This is a genomic window from Flavobacteriales bacterium, assembly GCA_020635855.1.
Lineage (GTDB): Bacteria > Bacteroidota > Bacteroidia > JACJYZ01 > JACJYZ01 > JACJYZ01.
Window position 1 is genome coordinate 296,212 of the sequence record JACJYZ010000004.1, and the last position, 18,698, is coordinate 314,909.

The 18,698-nt window shown below is 51.6% G+C and carries 20 protein-coding genes; 8 read left to right on the forward strand and 12 right to left on the reverse strand.

What is annotated here, in order from left to right:
• The first annotated feature begins 5 nt into the window (after nucleotides 1-5).
• From H6585_13295 to H6585_13310, 4 genes are all read left to right on the forward strand, one after another.
• Complete coding sequence (locus tag H6585_13295; GenBank protein MCB9449309.1) at nucleotides 6-923, forward strand: type IX secretion system membrane protein PorP/SprF; 918 nt, start codon at nucleotides 6-8, stop codon at nucleotides 921-923.
• A gap of 119 nt (nucleotides 924-1,042) precedes the next feature.
• Nucleotides 1,043-2,884, forward strand: a complete 1,842-nt coding sequence (locus H6585_13300; GenBank protein MCB9449310.1) for a 2-oxoacid:acceptor oxidoreductase subunit alpha — start codon at nucleotides 1,043-1,045, stop codon at nucleotides 2,882-2,884.
• Nucleotides 2,885-2,894: 10 nt separating this feature from the next.
• Nucleotides 2,895-3,926 (forward strand): 2-oxoacid:ferredoxin oxidoreductase subunit beta, encoded by a 1,032-nt coding sequence (locus H6585_13305; GenBank protein ID MCB9449311.1) that lies wholly within the window; start codon nucleotides 2,895-2,897, stop codon nucleotides 3,924-3,926.
• Between the two features lie 71 nt (nucleotides 3,927-3,997).
• On the forward strand, nucleotides 3,998-5,368 hold the full coding sequence (locus H6585_13310; protein MCB9449312.1) for an FAD-dependent oxidoreductase: 1,371 nt from the start codon (nucleotides 3,998-4,000) through the stop codon (nucleotides 5,366-5,368).
• Nucleotides 5,369-5,371: 3 nt separating this feature from the next.
• Here the strand turns inward: H6585_13310 and H6585_13315 are convergent, their stop codons facing one another.
• The 3 genes from H6585_13315 to H6585_13325 all read right to left on the reverse strand — a co-directional run bounded on the left by H6585_13315 (nucleotide 5,372) and on the right by H6585_13325 (nucleotide 7,191).
• Nucleotides 5,372-6,025, reverse strand: coding sequence for a hypothetical protein (locus H6585_13315; GenBank protein MCB9449313.1), 654 nt, complete (start codon nucleotides 6,023-6,025; stop codon nucleotides 5,372-5,374).
• The gene (locus H6585_13320) at nucleotides 6,025-6,450 is read right to left on the reverse strand and encodes a nuclear transport factor 2 family protein (protein MCB9449314.1); all 426 of its coding nucleotides are present in this window, start codon (nucleotides 6,448-6,450) and stop codon (nucleotides 6,025-6,027) included. Before H6585_13320 ends, H6585_13315 begins: the two co-directional genes overlap by 1 nt.
• 81 nt (nucleotides 6,451-6,531) lie before the next feature.
• Complete coding sequence (locus H6585_13325; protein MCB9449315.1) at nucleotides 6,532-7,191, reverse strand: hypothetical protein; 660 nt, start codon at nucleotides 7,189-7,191, stop codon at nucleotides 6,532-6,534.
• Nucleotides 7,192-7,339: 148 nt separating this feature from the next.
• Between H6585_13325 and H6585_13330 the strand changes: the two genes are divergently transcribed.
• The gene (locus tag H6585_13330; protein MCB9449316.1) at nucleotides 7,340-7,993 is read left to right on the forward strand and encodes a hypothetical protein; all 654 of its coding nucleotides are present in this window, start codon (nucleotides 7,340-7,342) and stop codon (nucleotides 7,991-7,993) included.
• A gap of 59 nt (nucleotides 7,994-8,052) precedes the next feature.
• Here the strand turns inward: H6585_13330 and H6585_13335 are convergent, their stop codons facing one another.
• The 6 genes from H6585_13335 to H6585_13360 all read right to left on the reverse strand — a co-directional run bounded on the left by H6585_13335 (nucleotide 8,053) and on the right by H6585_13360 (nucleotide 15,161).
• Complete coding sequence (locus H6585_13335; GenBank protein MCB9449317.1) at nucleotides 8,053-8,445, reverse strand: type II toxin-antitoxin system VapC family toxin; 393 nt, start codon at nucleotides 8,443-8,445, stop codon at nucleotides 8,053-8,055.
• 396 nt (nucleotides 8,446-8,841) lie between these two features.
• Nucleotides 8,842-9,369: an NAD(P)H-dependent oxidoreductase gene (locus H6585_13340; GenBank protein ID MCB9449318.1), complete on the reverse strand. Its 528-nt coding sequence runs from the start codon at nucleotides 9,367-9,369 to the stop codon at nucleotides 8,842-8,844.
• Nucleotides 9,370-9,461: 92 nt separating this feature from the next.
• Nucleotides 9,462-11,525, reverse strand: a complete 2,064-nt coding sequence (locus H6585_13345) for a tungsten formylmethanofuran dehydrogenase (protein MCB9449319.1) — start codon at nucleotides 11,523-11,525, stop codon at nucleotides 9,462-9,464.
• Between the two features lie 228 nt (nucleotides 11,526-11,753).
• Complete coding sequence (locus H6585_13350) at nucleotides 11,754-12,536, reverse strand: enoyl-CoA hydratase/isomerase family protein (GenBank protein ID MCB9449320.1); 783 nt, start codon at nucleotides 12,534-12,536, stop codon at nucleotides 11,754-11,756.
• Nucleotides 12,537-12,541: 5 nt separating this feature from the next.
• Nucleotides 12,542-14,587 (reverse strand): phenylacetic acid degradation bifunctional protein PaaZ, encoded by a 2,046-nt coding sequence (gene paaZ / locus H6585_13355; protein ID MCB9449321.1) that lies wholly within the window; start codon nucleotides 14,585-14,587, stop codon nucleotides 12,542-12,544.
• A gap of 70 nt (nucleotides 14,588-14,657) precedes the next feature.
• Nucleotides 14,658-15,161, reverse strand: a complete 504-nt coding sequence (locus tag H6585_13360) for a hypothetical protein (protein ID MCB9449322.1) — start codon at nucleotides 15,159-15,161, stop codon at nucleotides 14,658-14,660.
• Nucleotides 15,162-15,304: 143 nt separating this feature from the next.
• Here H6585_13360 and H6585_13365 point away from each other — a divergent pair, with 143 nt between their 5' ends.
• Nucleotides 15,305-15,490 carry a hypothetical protein gene (locus H6585_13365; protein ID MCB9449323.1) on the forward strand — a complete coding sequence of 62 codons (186 nt, stop codon included), beginning with the start codon at nucleotides 15,305-15,307 and terminating at the stop codon, nucleotides 15,488-15,490.
• A 19-nt stretch (nucleotides 15,491-15,509) separates the two neighbouring features.
• Here H6585_13365 and H6585_13370 read toward each other — a convergent pair whose 3' ends face one another.
• Nucleotides 15,510-16,115: a transferase hexapeptide repeat family protein gene (locus tag H6585_13370; protein ID MCB9449324.1), complete on the reverse strand. Its 606-nt coding sequence runs from the start codon at nucleotides 16,113-16,115 to the stop codon at nucleotides 15,510-15,512.
• A 119-nt stretch (nucleotides 16,116-16,234) separates the two neighbouring features.
• Between H6585_13370 and H6585_13375 the strand changes: the two genes are divergently transcribed.
• The gene (locus tag H6585_13375) at nucleotides 16,235-16,684 is read left to right on the forward strand and encodes a winged helix DNA-binding protein (GenBank protein ID MCB9449325.1); all 450 of its coding nucleotides are present in this window, start codon (nucleotides 16,235-16,237) and stop codon (nucleotides 16,682-16,684) included.
• Between the two features lie 58 nt (nucleotides 16,685-16,742).
• Nucleotides 16,743-17,357, forward strand: coding sequence for a YceI family protein (locus tag H6585_13380; protein ID MCB9449326.1), 615 nt, complete (start codon nucleotides 16,743-16,745; stop codon nucleotides 17,355-17,357).
• A gap of 52 nt (nucleotides 17,358-17,409) precedes the next feature.
• On the opposite strand, the gene msrA is transcribed toward H6585_13380, so the two are convergent.
• Both msrA and H6585_13390 read right to left on the reverse strand, forming a co-directional pair.
• Nucleotides 17,410-18,078, reverse strand: a complete 669-nt coding sequence (gene msrA / locus H6585_13385) for a peptide-methionine (S)-S-oxide reductase MsrA (protein MCB9449327.1) — start codon at nucleotides 18,076-18,078, stop codon at nucleotides 17,410-17,412.
• Between the two features lie 62 nt (nucleotides 18,079-18,140).
• Nucleotides 18,141-18,662, reverse strand: a complete 522-nt coding sequence (locus tag H6585_13390) for a DUF4136 domain-containing protein (GenBank protein MCB9449328.1) — start codon at nucleotides 18,660-18,662, stop codon at nucleotides 18,141-18,143.
• Between the last annotated feature and the right edge of the window lie 36 nt (nucleotides 18,663-18,698).

The window sequence follows — 18,698 nt, forward strand, 5'->3', positions numbered from 1 at the left end:
AAAGTATGAAGGCACTTAGATATTTGATACCGGCGGTGGTGGCATTTGGTTTGGCCGTCCCGGCTACAGCACAGCAATTGGGAAGCTACACCCAATACATGCTCAATCCTTACTCCATCAACCCAGGCGCAGCCGGATCCAAAGATTATTACCAACTCAGGCTGCATTACCGCAATCAATGGGTGGGTATCACCGACTCCCCGAAAACATATTCATTAAGCTATTTCGGGAGAAAGCCAAAAAATGAAAGGACCGGCCTGGGTGTAACCGTGTTCAGCGATAAAACAGGCCCCAGCAGCCGAACCGGATTTCAAGGCACGTATACCCACCACCTCAAACTGGGTGAGAACCTGAAGCTCGGACTCGGACTCGGACTTGGCATGGTGAACTACAGCATCAACACCGGCGATATCTACGTGAAGGACAAGGACGACCTGGTCTTTACCAACGGCAAACTCACAACCACTCAACCCGACGGGTCTTTCGGTGCATACATGTACAGCCAGAAATTCTACCTGGGCTTTTCCGTACAACAACTGCTGGCAAGTAAACTCAACTGGGCCTATACCAACAGCAAAATGGCGGGTCACCAATTCATCATGGCCGGTTATAAGTTCAAGGTGAAGGATAAAATGATTATCGAGCCCTCCGTACTTGTGCGTCACGTGAAGCCGGTACCCATGCAGTTGGATATGGGCATCACCTTCGACTACATGGACCGTGTGAAGTTCGGCGCCCAATACAGAACCAAAGATGCGGTTGCCATTATCGTCGGATACAACCTGAAACGCAAATTGTATTTCGGGTATTCATACGACATGATCAACTCGGCACTGAAGTCGTATACCTCAGGCACCCATGAGATCATGCTCAGCTATCGGCTGGTTAAGATTGAAGAGGAAGAGTCGCAAATGACCTATTAGCGAAACAACCTGTTTCAGTTCTATTTTTTCCCGTAACTTTGCGCTCCTGCAGCGTTTTCTGCAGGGACAACCAAACAGCCTAGTACGTGCGTGATCCGCACACCTTATTTCTATAATACATGAGCAAGAGCCCTGCCACCGAACTTGAAAGGGTTGTCATTCGCTTCGCGGGTGATTCAGGCGATGGAATGCAACTCACCGGTTCCCAGTTTTCATTCACCTCTGCGCTGATCGGGAACGACCTGGCCACATTCCCCGACTTTCCAGCGGAAATCCGCGCTCCACAGGGAACCGTGGAAGGCGTATCCGGCTTTCAGGTACAGATCGGTAAGGTGGATGTACTCACCCCGGGAGATGAAGCGGATGTACTCGTAGCCATGAACCCGGCTGCCCTGAAATCAAACCTCAAATGGGTGCGCAAAGGCGGTAACATCATCGTGGATGTAGATGCCTTTGAAACACGCAACATCGAGAAAGCCGGTTTTAAGGAAAACCCCCTCACCGGTACCCTCCTCAGTGAATATCACGTGATTGAAGCCCCCATCACCACCCTCACCAAAAGCGCCCTGGAAGGAGCCGGTCTCGACAACAAGAGCGTGGTAAGATGTAAGAACATGTTTGCCCTGGGCATCATGTACTGGCTGTTCAGCCGGTCCATGGACCAGACCATCCACTTCCTGGAAACCAAGTTCAAAAAGAAACCCGAACTCGCCGAAGCCAACGTGAAAGTGCTTCGCGCAGGTTACTATTATGCCGAAACGGTGGAAGCACTCGCCTCCACCTTCGATGTACCCTCAGCTGAAATCGAACCCGGCATCTACCGGCACATTTCCGGAAATACCGCTACGGCTTGGGGACTGATGGCCGCTGCCGAGAAAATGAACCGGCAGTTGTTCCTCGGTTCTTACCCTATCACACCCGCTTCGGATATCCTCCATGAATTGGCCAAGCACAAACAACTGAACGTGCTGACCGTGCAGGCCGAAGACGAAATCGCCGCCGTATGTTCGGCCATCGGAGCCACTTATGCAGGCAGCATCGGCGTAACCACCTCCGCAGGCCCGGGCATCGCCCTGAAAGGCGAAGCCATCGGTCTGGCAGGTATCACCGAACTGCCCCTGGTAGTTGTGGATGTACAACGCGGTGGCCCTTCTACCGGACTTCCGACCAAAACCGAACAAGCCGACCTGAACATGGCCCTTTACGGCCGCAACAGCGACAACCCCATCATTATCGTGGCTCCGTGCACACCATCCGATTGCTTCACTATGGGATATGAAGCCGTTCGCCTGGCACACGAGCATGCCACACCCGCCATGATCCTGTCCGACGGCTACCTCGCCAACGGATCCGAACCCTGGAAGTTCCCTGCCATGAAAGACCTGGCAGACATCACTCCCATGGTGGCAAAAGACAACGGAGGCGAATACCTACCCTACCTGCGTGACCCCGAAAAGCTGGCCCGGTACCTGGCATTCCCCGGTACACCCGGCATGGAACACCGCATCGGCGGACTCGAAAAACAAGACGTGACCGGTCATGTATCATACGATCCGGAAAACCACGAGAAAATGGTGAAGCTGCGTTGCGAGAAGGTAGCACGCGTAGCCAATTACATTCCGTTGCAGGAAGTGAGCGGCGCCGACAAGGGCGATGTGCTGGTGGTCGGATGGGGTGGAACATACGGCTCCCTCCAAACCGCCGTGGAAAGATTGCAGGCCGCAGGCAAGTCGGTCAGTCATACCCATTTCAGATACATCAACCCGCTTCCACGCAATACCAAAGAGATACTGGGTGCTTTCAAATCCATCCTGGTATGCGAACTCAACATGGGGCAATTCGCCAATTACCTGCGCACCCTTTTCCCGGAACTTCCGGTGAGAAGCTATACCAAAATCCAGGGCCTCCCCTTCACCGTTTCCGAAGTACAGGGAGCCATCGAACAAGAGTTATCACGCTAAGCATACATCCATGCCAGACCCGATCGTAGATACCCCCGTAACCCTCACCAAGAAGGATTTTGCCAGTGACCAGTTGGTAAGATGGTGCCCCGGTTGCGGCGACTATGCCATCCTATCAGCGGTGCAGGCCGCCCTGCCCGAACTGGGACAGAAAAAGGAAGATCTCGTTTTCGTTTCAGGTATCGGTTGCTCTTCGCGATTCCCATACTACATGAGCACATATGGGTTTCACAGCATCCACGGCCGTGCACCCGCCATCGCCATGGGCGTGAAACTCGCCAATCCGGAACTCTCCGTTTGGGAGATCACCGGCGACGGTGATGCCATGGCCATCGGCGGCAACCATTTCATCCATGCCCTGCGCCGCAACATCGACATCAACATCCTGCTCTTTAACAACGAAATTTACGGTCTCACAAAAGGACAGTATAGTCCGACCTCACAAACCGGGCTCGTCACCAAATCAACCCCGTACGGCGCGGTGGAAACGCCTTTTCTTGTTGGTGAATTGGCCCTCGGCGCCAAAGCGAGCTTCTTTGCCCGCACCATTGACACCAACCCCAAGCTGATGACGAAGATCTTCGTGGAGTCGGCCAGGTTCAAGGGCACTTCGCTCATTGAGATCCTGCAAAACTGCGTGATCTTCAACGACAAGGTGCATGGCCTCATCACCAACCGCGAAACAGCCGACGACATGCAGCTGCACCTGGAACATGGACAACCCATGATCTTCGGAAAAGACAAGAACAAAGGCATCCGCCTGAACGGACTGAAACTTGAAGTGGTGACCATCGGCGAGAACGGCATCACGGAAAATGATATCCTTGTACACGACGCGAAAGAAGCCGATCCCACCCTGCACCTGATGCTCGTTCGCATGGCGCCCCCGGTATTCCCGATGGCGCTGGGCATCATACGCGCGGTGGAAACCACCACTTTCGGAGAACGCCTGCAAATACAGAAAGAAGAAGCCGTGAAGAAAGCGAAGATCCGCAACATGGATGAGCTCCTCAACAGCGGCGAGACCTGGGAGATTAAGTAACACACAACGTTACTTTTTTGCATGCCCGCGGTGTTTCCGGACACCGCCGAATTTTTTCTTTACTTGCAGTCATGGACAACCCCACCCATCAACCCCTTCACTGCGTAGCCATCGTAGGTGGTGCCGTATCCGGCGCAGAAGCAGCTCATCAACTTTCACAACGCGGTATTGAGGTGGTGGTGTTTGACCAGGCCACACTGCCCTACGGTAAAATCGAAGACGGACTTCCGAAGTGGCATGTGAAGTTGCGCGACAAGGAAGAGGCGGCCATCAACGAAAAGATCGGCCACCCCCTGGTGCGCTTCGTGCCCAACACAAGGCTCGGACAAGACATCGGCTTCACAGACCTGGTACAAAACTGGGGCTTCAGCGCCGTGCTGCTTGCCAACGGCGCCTGGAAAGACCGCCCCCTCCAGATCCCCGGCATCGAACGTTTCGACGGTACCGGTCTCTACTACCAGAACGCACTCAGCCATTGGTTCAACCACTACCATGAGCCGGGCTACAACGGCAAAACGTTTGAGATCCGCGACAACGCCGTGATCATCGGTGGCGGACTCGCCAGCATCGATATGGCCAAGCTGGTGATGATGGAACTGGTACAGAAAGCCCTTGCCGAACGTTCCATCAAAACCGATACACTGGAACTGGAACGCGGCATCGACAAGGTGCTGGAAAAACATGACCTGAAGTTCGAAGACCTCGGCCTGAAAGGTTGCACCCTCTTCTACAGGAGGCGCAAAATAGACATGCCGCTCACACCCTCTCCTACCGATACCCCGGAACAACTGGAGAAAGCGCAGTCGGTAAGGGTGAAGGTCCTGGAAAATGCACGCAGCAAGTTTTTCTTTCATTTCAGGGAATGTTGTGTTCCGGTTGGATTAACGGAAGACAACGGACACCTCACCGGCATCGTCTTCCGCGAAACAAAACCAGACGGCGACCGCGTGGTGGAGTTAGAAGGATCCGATTTTACTTTCCCTACCTCACTCGTGATCTCTTCCATCGGCAGCATCCCCGAGCCGATTCCGGGTGTGCCCATGGACGGACAAACCTATCGCATCGCCGACCCGCAGTGCTGCCGCATCGACGGCTTTGAGCACGTGTTCGCTCTGGGTAATGCGGTCACAGGTCGCGGCAACATCAAGGAATCTTTCCAGCATGGGCGCCAGATCAGCCTGCGCGTGATGGACGATTTCCTCGCAGGGTCATCCGACGACTACGAAGATGTGTTCCGCATCAAATCCAACCAGGCCAACATCGGTGTGGACCACCTGATCTCTTTTCTGGATACATCCACCGCCATCTCCCCGGAAGCCTACCAGGCACTTTCCGAAAAGGTGAAAGTCCGCCAGCAAAGTGTAGGCTATCACGGCAACTACAACCAATGGGTGGAAGAACACCTGCCTGTACGTTTGGAAAAACTGACGGGGCACGAATAGATCTCAGCCGGTCAGGTGGCTTTCAGCCCATCCCTTTAACACGTCCGCATCCACTTTGTGCGCCCCCGAAAACCGGTGCAGGCGATAGGGAATCTCATGGGTTTCAAAGAAACGCTGTTGTTGTTCAATGGCACTTTCCGGAAAGAAGGGATCCTCATCACCCACGAAAAAATGCGGCCGCAGGCGATCCAGCAGCTCCCTGCTTTCCTCCATGGGCAGGTCCGGTGGAAACACACCGGCCCATAACAGCAGATGGTCGATAGGGCTGGATTGGTTAGCCAGCCAGCGGCAAACCGTTGACGCTCCCTGCGAGAAGCCCAGCGCCACCACTTGTGTATCCGGCTGCACCTGCGCCATCACATGTGCGTAGATGCTGTTCAACAGATGTACATAGTTGGCAATGTCGGTGAGGCGATCTTCACGCGTCATCCAGGAAGCCACCACATTTCCGTCGAACCCCTTGCGGTAAAACCGGTGCAGTCCCTCAGGCGCCACAATCAAGCGATGCGGTGCCTGCAAGGGTTCGAACCAGGCAAGAAAATCCGGGGCCAGCTGTGCATATCCGTGCAGCACGAACCACGCTTCGCGTGCCGCCGCGGGATCACCCAGGGTGAAGTACCGGGCGGAGATCTCTACCGGGATGTGTTGTTGTTGCATCAGCTGGTGTGATCAAGCACGCACACCCATTGTCCGTTGATCTTTTTCCAGATCAATACGAATGCACCGCCGGGTGTGTCTTTTTCGCGTTGCAGTTTCCACAGGCCCAGTACCATTGCCTGATCGGTACCGGCGGGTTCAACCGAGAGGATGGTGAAGGCGAGCTGACCCATGGCGGCCTTGTCGGGATAGTGTTCCTTGTACCTTTTCAGGGTGGGTGCATATCCGTACCGGATGCCTTCCTTGCCGAGAAAGCGCAGGCTGTCGGATTCCCAATAGCCGTTCATGAAGCTGTCCATATCACCCCGGTTCCATGCGGCTTGCTGGCGACCCATGATGGCGCGGATGGAATCCGCATCAGCCTTGGGAACGGTTTGGGCGAAAATGGAAGAAGAGATGAACAGCAGGAATAAAATGCGAAACATGATGTTGGAATTGGTGAGGAATAAAGATACCCAAGTTTGTGGTTTGTGGTTTGTGGTTAGGTCAGCGCTCAAATTGGCAGGTCATTTCAACTTCAGAAATTCTCTCCCCTCAACAAACAAATCGGAATTGAGCAGGGTTTTTAGTTCCCTTCGCGTGGGTTTGACACGATACGAGACCACCTCCTGATCTTCATCCCGGATCTCTTCCACCGGCATCATGGTTTTCAGCTTTTCCATTTCTTCCTCACCTCCGGTCACCGAACGCAGTGACAGTTTTCCGTGCTTGTCAAACTCCAGTAATTGCACGCCCCAATCATTGCCATCGGTTCTTTTATTCAGGAAATATCTTCTCCTGAAGTACCTCAACCTTTGGTCGTCTGAAGAAACCTCAAAGAGCGTATCGGAAAAATCGACGTGAACAATGACAGAGTCTTGTTCAAAGTGTACGGGATAACCACGCTCGCTCCCATTTTTGTAAATCATTCCATCCTTTACTTGCACGCCTTTCATTGTATCCAATTCCAATCGGGATAGTTTGGAAATCAAGTGCCACGATTGCACCACATGCGTTTCATCTATGGTGAGTAGTGAACTGTCGCCCGGACAGAGATAGTTTCCCTGAAATCGTTTTTTGAATCTGAACATATCCTTCACTCCGGCCGGCTGGGGTTCCTCGAAATTGAGTACCGGCTCGCACGCGGAAAGAATCAACAAAAGAGGTATCAGATATTTCAGGTGCATAAGGAAGTGTTTGTCGTTTCTGGTTTGTGGTGGGCGGCTGTTATTTTGGGCTGGCCAGGTGTGAATTGGAAATCAGCGACACAGGCGTATATAAAAGATTCGTAAATTTAGTTCACGTGATCAAAGGTAGTATCTAACTCAATGCCCAATGAAGTACATGATGTTTATTCGAGTTGGCAAGAATAGTCATATTGATGCCCTTCAGCGTAAAGGAGAAATTTATTGCAATACAACTAAGTTCTTTAGGAATCTGGAAGAAAAAGAAACGGTACAAGGTGATACTAACGAAAACAGATCGATTATAAAGCAAGTTAGTAATGTTGAGATCCTAATAGATGGAAAACCAATTGCCAAAGCCCATTCTGCGCAATTGTATGCTGATCACCCCAACAGCGATGGAAACATTTACTGTTTGTATGGAGTAAATTCCAATCAAGCGGACACCGCGATGACAGGGCGCCAAAAGATTTCTATTGATCCAAGAGTGATGAATTTTGGCACAAGTGCGTTGTTAATATACAACCCACAAGAATTTAAATTTCGGATAGAAAGCACTCTTAATAGTTTATCCAAGGAATTTCATTTTTCATCCGTGAAATACTATGACCCAAAATCCTATGAGGGTGGGCTGGGGCCTTTCTGCAAATCAGAGGACTATAAATACCAACAGGAAGTGCGATTGTGGATTCCAAGTGATATGGATCAACCATTCAAATTTTCAATTGGTGATATTTCTGACATTAGCTATAAGTTTCCGATAGCTGACCTAGATAAAATAGGGGTTGAACATATATCGATTTGAATCGCACGCCTTATACCAACCCGCTATTCTTATTGCAAATCCATTCATGATTACCCCAACTATCTTCCGACAATCTGCAATCCATGAATATATGCAAAGTGGCGCACGTTCAATGTTGCCAGTTTGAGTCCGTGCAAAAGGGTGGTGGCGCCGATAAACAAGTCCGGTATATCCAACTGTCTGCGATCCTGCTTCAATTGCGTAAACACCTTAACAGCAGTTTTACTGGTCGCATGATCGAAAGGCAGTACGGATATTGTTTTGAAAAATCTTTCCCAATACACCTGCTGTTCGTCAGAACTACCCACATATATCTCATATGCTGTAACAGCAGATACGGCAAACTGGTGGTACGTTCCGGTCAACTCATATAAAAGCGACCTGGCTTTGTTCTTCTTTCGATAGAAGTCGATCAGAACCGATGTATCCAGGCAGATTACTTCCGACGCCATCGGGCAAACCTTTTCCTGCTTTCAAGAAAAGTCCTGTGCTGATCATCGGTCATGACAGGTGCTTCTAACAACATTTGCCTGAAGTCCGCTATCCCGATTACAGGTATTTCCAGCTCTGCTTTCAACCTTGCACGTTGACTGGCCGGCAATTGTCTGATCAATTTGATTATCCGACGGTATTTTATTTCCGCTTTCATAAGCAACAACAATTTACGAAAAAAATGCTTGTGTGCTCTGCAGAGAGCGAGACAAAGGTCCGGATAGATTGTGGAATGCCAGGCGAATGTGCGGTTGTTTCTTTCACAAGTAAGACACATCATTCTTTTATCCTGAAAACGGCACGGATTACAAATCCCCGCCAACATACTTACGCCTGACCCAACCGCAAACCACAAACTACAAGCCCTCAATCATCCTTACCAACATCCTCAGTTCCGCTTCGGTTTTTGCATCTATCATCTCCCCCTCTTCCCCTACCTTTCCTTTCACACCTTTGATTAGCAGACATGTTTCTTCATGCACGATCGCCTGAACGGTTTGCATGATCAGCTTCAGTTCTTCGTGTGCTTTTTCTCCGCTGGCCGAAGCCGTGATGATGCCCACCGGCTTATCCGAGAAAACGGTTGTGGACACGCACCATTCGATGGCGTTCTTAAGCCGCGCCGGAATGCTGAACACATATTCGGGTGTGCAGATGATGACAGCATCCGCCTGCAGGATCTTTTCCCGGAAGTCCACCACCGCTGCAGGAACATTGGTATCGGTACGCTCGGTTTCGAAGTGCGGCAAAACCGACAGATCCTCGATGATGGACAGCTTGAACTTCCCTTCACCCAACCCTGCGATGTACTTCAGAATGGACAGGTTGGATGAATGCCGGCTGGCACTGCCATTAATGGCAAGGATGTTTTTGATTGAAGACATCCGGTAAAGATAGCAGCGTAGGACTAAAAAGGCACGGATGACAAATCCGCGCCAGCAGGTGCAACTCCTAATTTCTAATTCCTAACTTCTAATTAATAGTCAAGCAACTCCCCCATCGCTGCTGCCACCTTACTGGCGGATGGCAGCATCGTGGCTTCCAGGATGGAATTAAGGGGAATGGCAGGAAGGTTTTCTGAACCCACGATTCTCACCGGTGCATCGAGGTTACGGAAGCAATCCTGCTGGATCTGTCCGGCCAGCGCCTGCGCGAATGTATTGTTCACCGCTTCTTCGGTGATCACCATGCAGCGACCGTGTTTGCGGATGGCGGCATACACCGTGTCTTTGTCCCACGGATTAAGTGTGCGCAGGTCGATGATCTCCACACGACCTGGATACGCTTTGGCCGCGGCTTTCGCCCAGTACACGCCCATGCCGTAGCACACCACCACCATGCTTTCACCGGCGAGGATGGATTCGGGGGATGCTTCCCGCACGATGCGCGCCTTGCCGAAAGGAATGATATAGTCTTCGTCGGGTTCAACGGTTTTGGCGTCTTCGGTGCCTTTGATCTTGGACCAGTACAGTCCTTTGTGCTCGAAGATCACCACCGGGTTGGGGTCATAGAATGCTGCTTTCATCAGACCCTTGAGGTCGGCACCGGTCGACGGGTATGCTACCTTCACCCCCTTGATGTTGAGCACTACACTTTCTACGCTTGAGGAGTGGTACGGACCACCGCTGCCGTATGCACCGATGGGCACGCGCAGCACCATGCTCACCGGCCACTTGCCGTCGGAGAGGTAATAGCTGCGGCTCACCTCTGTGAACAGCTGGTTCAGTCCGGGCCAGATGTAATCGGCGAACTGCACTTCCACGATGGGTTTGAGTCCGACCGCCGACATGCCTACCGTGCTGCCGATGATGAAAGCTTCCTGGATGGGTGTATTGAACACGCGGTTCTTACCGAATTTGCCGGCCAGCGTTGCGGCTTCGCGGAACACACCGCCGAGCCGTTTGCCCACATCCTGGCCATACAACAAACACTCTTTGTGTTTTTCCATCAGCTCACGAATGGCAAACAGTGCGCTGTCTACCATCACCGTCTTTTCTTTACCCTTCGGAGAGCGTTCGCCTTTCTCTTCGGTTACGGGGGTGGGTGCAAACACATGTTTGAAGAGATCTTCAGGATGCGGGTCTTCGGCATTGGATGCCTGGTCATAATCGGCCTGCACCTGGTTTTGCACCTTGAGGGCGATGGCGTCGAGGGTGTCTTCCGAAATGCCGGCATCCATGAGTTGCTGACGAAAACGGGGATACGGGTCGCGTTCTTTGTGATCCGGCAGGTCGTCGCGGTACCACTCCATGCGCACGCCGGATGTGTGGTGGTTGAGCAGCGGCACCTTGGCATGCACGAGAAACGGGCGGCGTTCTTTGCGGATGAGCGAGATCACTTCCTGCAGAGTTTGGTAGGATGTGAAGAAGTCGGCCCCGTCTATTTTGCGACTTTCAATACCATGAAATCCGCGGATGTATTCTGAGGCATCCTGGGCGCGGGTTTCTTCAGCGCTGGCGGAGATGTCCCACTCATTGTCCTGCACAAGATAGAGGATGGGAAACTGGTGAAGGGCAGCCATCTGGAAGGCTTCCGCCACTTCTCCTTCGGTGATGGAAGCATCTCCGAAAGAACACAGCACCACCGGGTTTTCACCACCGAAGTCTTTTGCTATGCCTTCCTTCTCCTTATACTGGATACCCATGGCCACACCGGTGGTAGGGATCGCCTGCATACCGGTAGCTGAGGACTGGTGTGGGATCTTGGGTTTATCGGGATCGTTCAGACTGGGGTGACTGTAATACGTGCGACCACCTGAGAACGGGTCGTCGCGTTTGGCCAGCAGTTGCAACATCAATTCATACGGCTTCATGCCGATGGCCAGCAACATGGCATCATCGCGGTAGTAGGCGGAAAGATAGTCCTGGGGTTTCAGCAGAAGGCCTGCCGCAATCTGAATGGCCTCATGTCCCTTGGCTGTGGCATGCACATACTTGGATGTGACAGCGGCATTCTTCTCATACAGGGCCGCCATCGCCCTGGCCGTAGCCATGTGTTCCCAGGCCTGCAAAAGCACATGCTCAGAAGGACCCTGGGGCATTTTGCCACCAGCGCCTTTGGATCCCTTCTGACCATGTGAGGTCTCACTCATTGATGTTGCAGTTCGAACAACCAAAACACACTTGCTTTACGTTGTTACAAATATACTGTATTTTACGCTATATTCAGTATAATGTTGCTTGATTTAATTAAATCAAGAATATAATACTGAATTTTGATGTGTAAGGGATATAATTATAGCATCCATCCATGCGCAGATGCAAAACCCTTATCGGGCGCCTTCCTTGAACTGGCGAATGGCGTTTGAGGTAAAATCGGAGAGGACGAGCTGACCGCTCATGGCGGCACGTTCTTCCAGGAGCTGGTCCCAATGGTCGGTGCCGGTCCACATGGCTTTTTTGAGGAGGGCCATGGCTTCCGGACTGCTGGTGGACAGCCGGCCGGCCAAGGTTTGAACGGCGGCGTCGAGTTCGATGAAGTTGGCGAAGATATCTATGTAAAGACCTTTCTCCTTTGCCCAGACAGCATCCCGCCATTGGGTGGCATTGATAGCCAGATCGGAAAAGGCAGACAAACCCATCTTGCGTTCAACGGCCGGCCCTACCACGAATGGTCCGATGCCGATGGCAAGTTCGCTCAGCTTCACGGAAGCGGAATCCATCGCCAGGCAGTAATCAACCGCCGAAGCCATGCCTACGCCGCCGCCCACGGCCTTGCCCTGCACCCTTCCGATGAGGAACTTGGGACATTTGCGTGCGGCATTGATCACGCGGGCAAACCCCATAAAGAAGGCTTTGCCGGTGTCGAAATCCTCAATCGACAACAGTTCATCAAAGGAAGCACCCGCGCAGAACGCTTTGTCTCCCTTGCTTTGGAGAATGATCACACGGGCTTCGTCATTGCCGCCCAGTTCTGTGATGGTATCGGCCAGTTGTTTCAGCACATGTCCCGGAAGGGAATTGCTTTTGGGGTGATGAAAGGTTACGGTAGCAATGCCCTTGTTAATGGCAACTTCCACGCCGCCTTCTTGCATAATGGTTGATTCCGACATCCGGTTCAGTTTTGATCCTTTTTCTTTACCATGGTGAGGATGGTGGCCAGTGCCACGGTTTCTCCCGTCTGGTCATACACATCCACCAAAAACTTCACGATGCCTTTGGCCACATCGTTCTCATCCTTCTTCTCCTGCTCGGTTTTTTCCTTCACGGTGAGGCGCACAAAAATGGTAGCGCCTGCATATACCGGTTTCAAAAACCTGCATTCGTCAATGCCGTAGTTCAACAGCACCGGGCCTTTCTTACCATCCACAAACAATCCCGCCGCCGCAGACAGGATAAAGTAACCGTGCGCCACACGCTCTTCGAAAATGGTTCCGTCAAGGGAAGTGGCATCGGTGTGGGCATAGAAATGATCCCAGCTCACGTTGGAAAAATTCACAATGTCGGCTTCGGTCACGGTGCGGCCCTGGGTGAACACTGTTTCGCCGATCTCCAGTTCTTCAAAATGTTTGCGGAACACGTGCACATCCTTCTCGGTTTGTTTGCCACCGGGTTGGTACACATGTGTCACTTCTGTCAAGGTAGTGGGAGAACCCTGGATCGCGGTTCGCTGCAGGTAGTGCATGACACCGCGCTTTCCGCCCATTTCTTCACCGCCGCCGGCACGTCCCGGGCCACCATGTACCAGCATGGGCATGGGAGATCCGTGGCCGGTGCTTTCCTTCGCACTGTCACGGTTCAGTACCAGGATGCGGCCATGGTAGGCTGCCGCACCCAATACAAAAGTGCGTGCGTGCTGGTCATTGGCCGTTACGATGGAACAGCAAAGAGAGCCTTTGCCGAGTTTGGACAGCTCGATGGCGTCATCGAGGTTTTCATAGGGGATGATGGTGCTGACCGGACCGAATGCCTCCACGAAATGCGGCTGCGTGTGCGTATGCGGATCTTCATTCAGCAGCAGGATCGGCGACATGAAGGCTCCCTTGCCGGCATCGGCACCGGTGACTTCCACCGCGTCGGGATTTCCGTAGACGATCTTCGCCCCCTTTTGCAGTTCGGCAAGTTTCTCTTTCACCTCCAGCAACTGGGCTTTTCCGGCGAGTGCGCCCATCCTCACACCTTCTACCTTCGGATCGCCGATCACGGTTTTGGCCAGGCGCTGACCCAGGGCAACCTGAACATCTTCAATAAGATTTTTTGGAACAAGCACCCGTCGGATGGCGGTACACTTTTGACCGCACTTGATGGTCATTTCCTTGTGTACCTCTTTGATGAAGAGATCGAACTCCTCATCGCCCGGTTTCACATCGGGCCCGAGCACCGAGGCATTCAGGCTGTCAGCTTCCATGTTGAAGGGCACTGATTCGGCGAGGATGCGGGGGTGGGATTTCAGCATCAGACCTGTGGTAGCGGAACCGGTGAACGTGACCACATCCTGAGAGATCACGTGATCAAGCAGATCACCGGCCGAACCACAGATGAGTTGAAGGGCGCCGGCGGGCAGGATCCCGCTGGCATGGATCTCTTGCACCACCGCCTCGGTCAGAAAAGAAGTTACCGTGGCGGGTTTTACAATGGCAGGCACGCCTGCGAGCAGGTTCACAGCAATCTTTTCGAGCATGCCCCACACCGGGAAATTAAATGCGTTGATATGAATCGCCACGCCTTCCTTGGGCACCATGATGTGATGCCCGATGAAAGAACCTCCTTTGGAAAGGGCGATGGGATCCCCATCCACATAATAGCTTTCATCGGGGAACTGACGGCGCAGGCTTGAGTATGCAAACAGGTTGCCGATGCCACCTTCAATATCAATCCAGCTGTCGGCCTTCGTGGCGCCGGTGCGGTAGCTGATCGCATAGAACTGATCCTTTTTGCCGTGCAAATGCATGGCCAGTGCCTTCAGCATCCGTCCACGTTCGTGGAAGGTCATTTTCCTCAACACGGGCCCACCGGTTTCGCGGGCATAGCTGGTCATTGCCGCAAAGTCGAGTCCTTTGGATGTGGCACTGGCAAACGCCTCTCCGGTGATGGCATCCACCAATTCAACCCCATTTCCCTCACCTTCCATCCATTGGCCTAATGCGAAGTTTTTAAGTTTCATATTCTGCTATTTTTAATTTTATCAGAATTAAATATTGACAAATATAGCATTTGTAAAATCATTGATCAACTCATTCTGGGAGTTGTTCCAGGAAAGTGAGGTATGTCTGGGTTCGTTGCCTTGCCATGAAATCGAAGGTAAGGTTGGCCGTTGACAGAATGATGAGACCCAGGCCTATGCCTGCCAGCCACGCGCGTTTGTGTCTTTGAAGAAAGAATAAACCCATGCCGGCCAGGAGCAGGAAGGCGTATGTGATGAGGTTCTTATTGACGGCACTGCTTTCCTCCTTGATCTTCGGCAATTCATCCTTTCTGAAACCGGTTGGATCGGTAGAGTAAAATTCAACTGCTTCACCCTTGATCTTGTCAGCGCCTTCGTGCTGATCTTTTCCGGTAATGAGTGCAGGCACCCCCAGAACGATCAGGGCTACCAGCATCCCCAGGAAGAATTTATTCCGGAGCTGGTACATGACAAACATGATGGGTATGATAACGGAAAGGGCACCCACCGCAACGCGGATCACACCGAATGTTTTCTGGGCGGTATAAAAATCAACAATAGGGTCTTGCATCATTGGAGATCGGTTTGGAGGAGGGTAAAGATAGAAAGTAAGGCATCCATTCGAAAGACTGACAAAACTCATGATCGGTGTTGACCGGCATCATGTTGCACTGCTGCTTGCTTTGCGTACTTGCAGGTATCAAAAAACATCATGCTATGACACCAAGAGAAGAAAAGAAGATGCAAGGCGGTGCGGTTACCGTGCTGATCTCAGGAGCCGCCGTTGTATATGCAGTGGCTTTTTCATTTGCCAATGATTTCGGTCGCACCATCCTGGCGGTGGCCTTGGCTGCAACGGTGGTATCGCTGGCCGGTATTTTCTACGGATTGAAGAAAGCGTAAGGAACGAAGTGCGGGAACATCAGGGTTGCTTCCGATGCTTGGTCCATGATTGGTAGTAGGCCTGCTGGGCAGCTTTGAATTTAGGCACATAGTCAAGGGGGTCGCAGGGAATCATGGTTTCATGACATGTTTGCGGAAGTCCTCGATAAAGTTTTGTGCCCTCGTCTTTCCACTTCATCATTTCCTCCGACAGTTCTTTGATCATGCGTGCCGGGTTGCCGGCATATAAAGATCTGGCTTCAACAAGGGTTCCTTCTTTTACAAAGGAAAGGGCACCGATGATGGCGTGTTCGCCAATCACCACCTGGTCCATGATCACAGCATTCATTCCGATCAAAACATGACAGCCAACCGTGGCACCGTGCACAATGGCACCATGCCCGATATGCGCACCTTCCATTAGGTGCACCTTTTCACCGGGGAACATGTGAAGTGTGCAACTTTCCTGCACGTTACACCCATCTTCAACAATAATCTCGCCCCAATCGCCGCGAAGGGCAGCACCGGGTCCGATATACACATCCTTTCCAATGGTCACATTGCCGATGACCGAGGCATTCGGGTGTACATATGCGCTGGGATGTACGGAAGGACGAAAACCGTTGAACTCAAAAAAATTCGCCATAACACCGATATTTTGAACGAACTTACAAAAAGACCGGCAATGGTGAACCAGGAATTCTGACCCCACCTATTGACAAATTACATGTATATACATATATTTGCATTGTCAACCTTGTTATAATGAAACTCGAGGACGAAATCAAACAAAAATCATTTACCGATCAGATGGAAAAGCTGACCGTTAATTTGATCTATACAGGCAATTATGTGATGGCGGCCACCAACCGGTTTCTGAAGGTGTATGACATCAGCGGGCAACAATACAACGTACTTCGGATCCTGCGCGGCCAATACCCGAACCCCGCCTCCATCAACCTGCTTACCGAACGCATGCTTGATAAGAGTTCGAATGCTTCCCGGCTTGTGGAAAAACTGAAGATCAAAAAACTCGTGAAGCGCACCGAATGCCCTGAGGATCGCAGGCAGGTGAATGTTGAGATCACCGCCAAGGGATTGGACCTGCTGAAGAAAATTGATGAAGATAAAGCCAATGACCAACCACGTTGGAAAACCCTGACAAAAACCGAAGCAAAAACTTTGAACGATCTGCTCGACAAATTCAGGGGCTGATATTTTTTTACCTGATTATATGTATATACACCTATTTATTTAAACCCAAACAACTACCATGAAAACCAGCATGCATACCCTTGTTCTTGCACTCAGCACATTCCTATCCGTTTCACCGGCACTGGCAGGCAACGACCCCACCGGACTGAAAGTGGATGCCACCAAATCACAAGCCACATGGACCGGAAAAAAAGTAACCGGCAGTCACTACGGCAAAGTATCTTTCACCGAAGGCGAAGTACACATCCAAAACAACAAGATCGTTGACGCCCGCGTGGTGGTTGACATGACCAGCATCACCGTGGAGGACCTGACCGACGCAGATTACAATGCCAAGCTCACCGGCCATTTGAAGTCGGCTGATTTCTTCGACGTGGAGAACTACAAGCAAGCAACCGTTTCCGTGAAGAAGGTAACCGACATCAAGGAAGATGCCGACGGAAACAATGTAATGATCGAAGGTGACCTGACCATCAAAGGGCAAACACACCCTGTCAGCTTCCCGGCAAAAGTGTCTGTTACATCCGGCAAGGTTGTGGCCCGGGGCGACTTCAAATTCGACCGCACCCAATACGGCATCCGTTACGGTTCGGGTAGTTTCTTTGACAACCTGGGCGACAAAACCATTGACGACATGGTGGAGATTTCCTTCGTACTGATCGCAGGAAAATAACACCTCCCTTTCCAACAAAAAAAGACCTGCTGTTCGGCAGGTCTTTTTTTGTTTATGGTTGCTCGGCTTCCGGCTTGAGCCTGTCGTGGAACACCTTTTTGAATTTTTCCACCTTGGGCCTGATCACCGCCCGGCAGTATGCCTGCTCGGGATTCAGTTCAAAATAGTTCTGGTGATAGTCTTCCGCCGGATAGTATGTGGTAAGCGGTGAGATTTCCGTCACGATCGGGGCATTAAATGCACCGGATGCATCCAACGCTTTCTTGTATTTCTCCGCCGTAGCCTTTTGTTCGTCGTTGTGGTAGAAGATCACCGACCGGTACTGTGTACCTTCGTCTCCACCCTGTCGGTTCAACGTGGTCGGGTCGTGGGTTTGCCAGAAAACCTCCAGCAGCTCATCATAGGAAACCTTGTTCGGATCGTACACAATCCTGCATACCTCGGCGTGTCCGGTGTGCCCGGCACATACTTCCTTGTAGCTTGGGTTCTTTACATGTCCGCCGGCATAGCCTGACTCCACTTTCTCCACACCGTCAAGGTCTGAGAAAACGGCTTCCACGCACCAGAAACATCCGGCGCCGAAGGTTGCTGAATCCATGCCTTCGTGCATGGGCTCCTGTTTTGCGGTTGGTGGTGATTGCTCCATTTTCTTCGCGTTTTGGGAGCACGAATGTGAGGAGAAAACGGCAATCAAGCAAATCACCTGAAGAAATCGTTGCATGGTCTTTTCGTATTGGCTTATGCAACAAAAGTAAGGTACGTTATTCACGCATCCTTCACGCCTTATTCACGAAAGTGTCTCAAAATTTCCCCGACTGCTTCATCAATGATTTTTTCCACGGCCACCTTTCTTTTCACCATCGCGGCGCTGGCAGATCCCTGCCACACCACCTGGTTTTTGGCCAGGTCGGTGAACCGGATGGAAAGTGTGCCTTCCTCGAAGTTCATTTCCTTGATCTCACATTGTTCCCAATACCGGTTCTCTTCATTGGGCGTACAGGAGGATGTCCATTGCACTTTGTCCGTCACCTGGATGTCGAAATTCACGAAAAGTTCTGATGAACCGTTCTGCTCCTTCATGCCTTTAGCCATCAGCTCCTGCCGGATCCTGTCTGCAATGAGTTTCCGGTTGGATTCATTGTCATACACCGGGTTCTCATCACCCAGCACCAGAAGGTCGTCCGGACAGATCTCAAAGGTGGTGTATTGTTTCATGTCTACACCGGGGTCTGACTCATACGTGATCTCCGGACTGCAGGCGGCAAGGAATAACATCAATCCCAACAGGGAACCGAACTTTTTCATAGCGGATATTTTTCCCAAAGATGGGAATTCCCTTCA

Bases quoted from the DNA above. Each gene is read 5' to 3' on its own strand.
- H6585_13295 (MCB9449309.1), top strand. From the start codon at position 6: ATGAAGGCACTTAGATATTTGATACCGGCGGTGGTGGCATTTGGTTTG.
- H6585_13300 (MCB9449310.1), top strand. From the start codon at position 1,043: ATGAGCAAGAGCCCTGCCACCGAACTTGAAAGGGTTGTCATTCGCTTC.
- H6585_13305 (MCB9449311.1), top strand. From the start codon at position 2,895: ATGCCAGACCCGATCGTAGATACCCCCGTAACCCTCACCAAGAAGGAT.
- H6585_13310 (MCB9449312.1), top strand. From the start codon at position 3,998: ATGGACAACCCCACCCATCAACCCCTTCACTGCGTAGCCATCGTAGGT.
- H6585_13315 (MCB9449313.1), bottom strand. From the start codon at position 6,025: ATGCAACAACAACACATCCCGGTAGAGATCTCCGCCCGGTACTTCACC.
- H6585_13320 (MCB9449314.1), bottom strand. From the start codon at position 6,450: ATGTTTCGCATTTTATTCCTGCTGTTCATCTCTTCTTCCATTTTCGCC.
- H6585_13325 (MCB9449315.1), bottom strand. From the start codon at position 7,191: ATGCACCTGAAATATCTGATACCTCTTTTGTTGATTCTTTCCGCGTGC.
- H6585_13330 (MCB9449316.1), top strand. From the start codon at position 7,340: ATGAAGTACATGATGTTTATTCGAGTTGGCAAGAATAGTCATATTGAT.
- H6585_13335 (MCB9449317.1), bottom strand. From the start codon at position 8,445: ATGGCGTCGGAAGTAATCTGCCTGGATACATCGGTTCTGATCGACTTC.
- H6585_13340 (MCB9449318.1), bottom strand. From the start codon at position 9,369: ATGTCTTCAATCAAAAACATCCTTGCCATTAATGGCAGTGCCAGCCGG.
- H6585_13345 (MCB9449319.1), bottom strand. From the start codon at position 11,525: ATGCCCCAGGGTCCTTCTGAGCATGTGCTTTTGCAGGCCTGGGAACAC.
- H6585_13350 (MCB9449320.1), bottom strand. From the start codon at position 12,536: ATGTCGGAATCAACCATTATGCAAGAAGGCGGCGTGGAAGTTGCCATT.
- paaZ (MCB9449321.1), bottom strand. From the start codon at position 14,587: ATGAAACTTAAAAACTTCGCATTAGGCCAATGGATGGAAGGTGAGGGA.
- H6585_13360 (MCB9449322.1), bottom strand. From the start codon at position 15,161: ATGATGCAAGACCCTATTGTTGATTTTTATACCGCCCAGAAAACATTC.
- H6585_13365 (MCB9449323.1), top strand. From the start codon at position 15,305: ATGACACCAAGAGAAGAAAAGAAGATGCAAGGCGGTGCGGTTACCGTG.
- H6585_13370 (MCB9449324.1), bottom strand. From the start codon at position 16,115: ATGGCGAATTTTTTTGAGTTCAACGGTTTTCGTCCTTCCGTACATCCC.
- H6585_13375 (MCB9449325.1), top strand. From the start codon at position 16,235: ATGAAACTCGAGGACGAAATCAAACAAAAATCATTTACCGATCAGATG.
- H6585_13380 (MCB9449326.1), top strand. From the start codon at position 16,743: ATGAAAACCAGCATGCATACCCTTGTTCTTGCACTCAGCACATTCCTA.
- msrA (MCB9449327.1), bottom strand. From the start codon at position 18,078: ATGCAACGATTTCTTCAGGTGATTTGCTTGATTGCCGTTTTCTCCTCA.
- H6585_13390 (MCB9449328.1), bottom strand. From the start codon at position 18,662: ATGAAAAAGTTCGGTTCCCTGTTGGGATTGATGTTATTCCTTGCCGCC.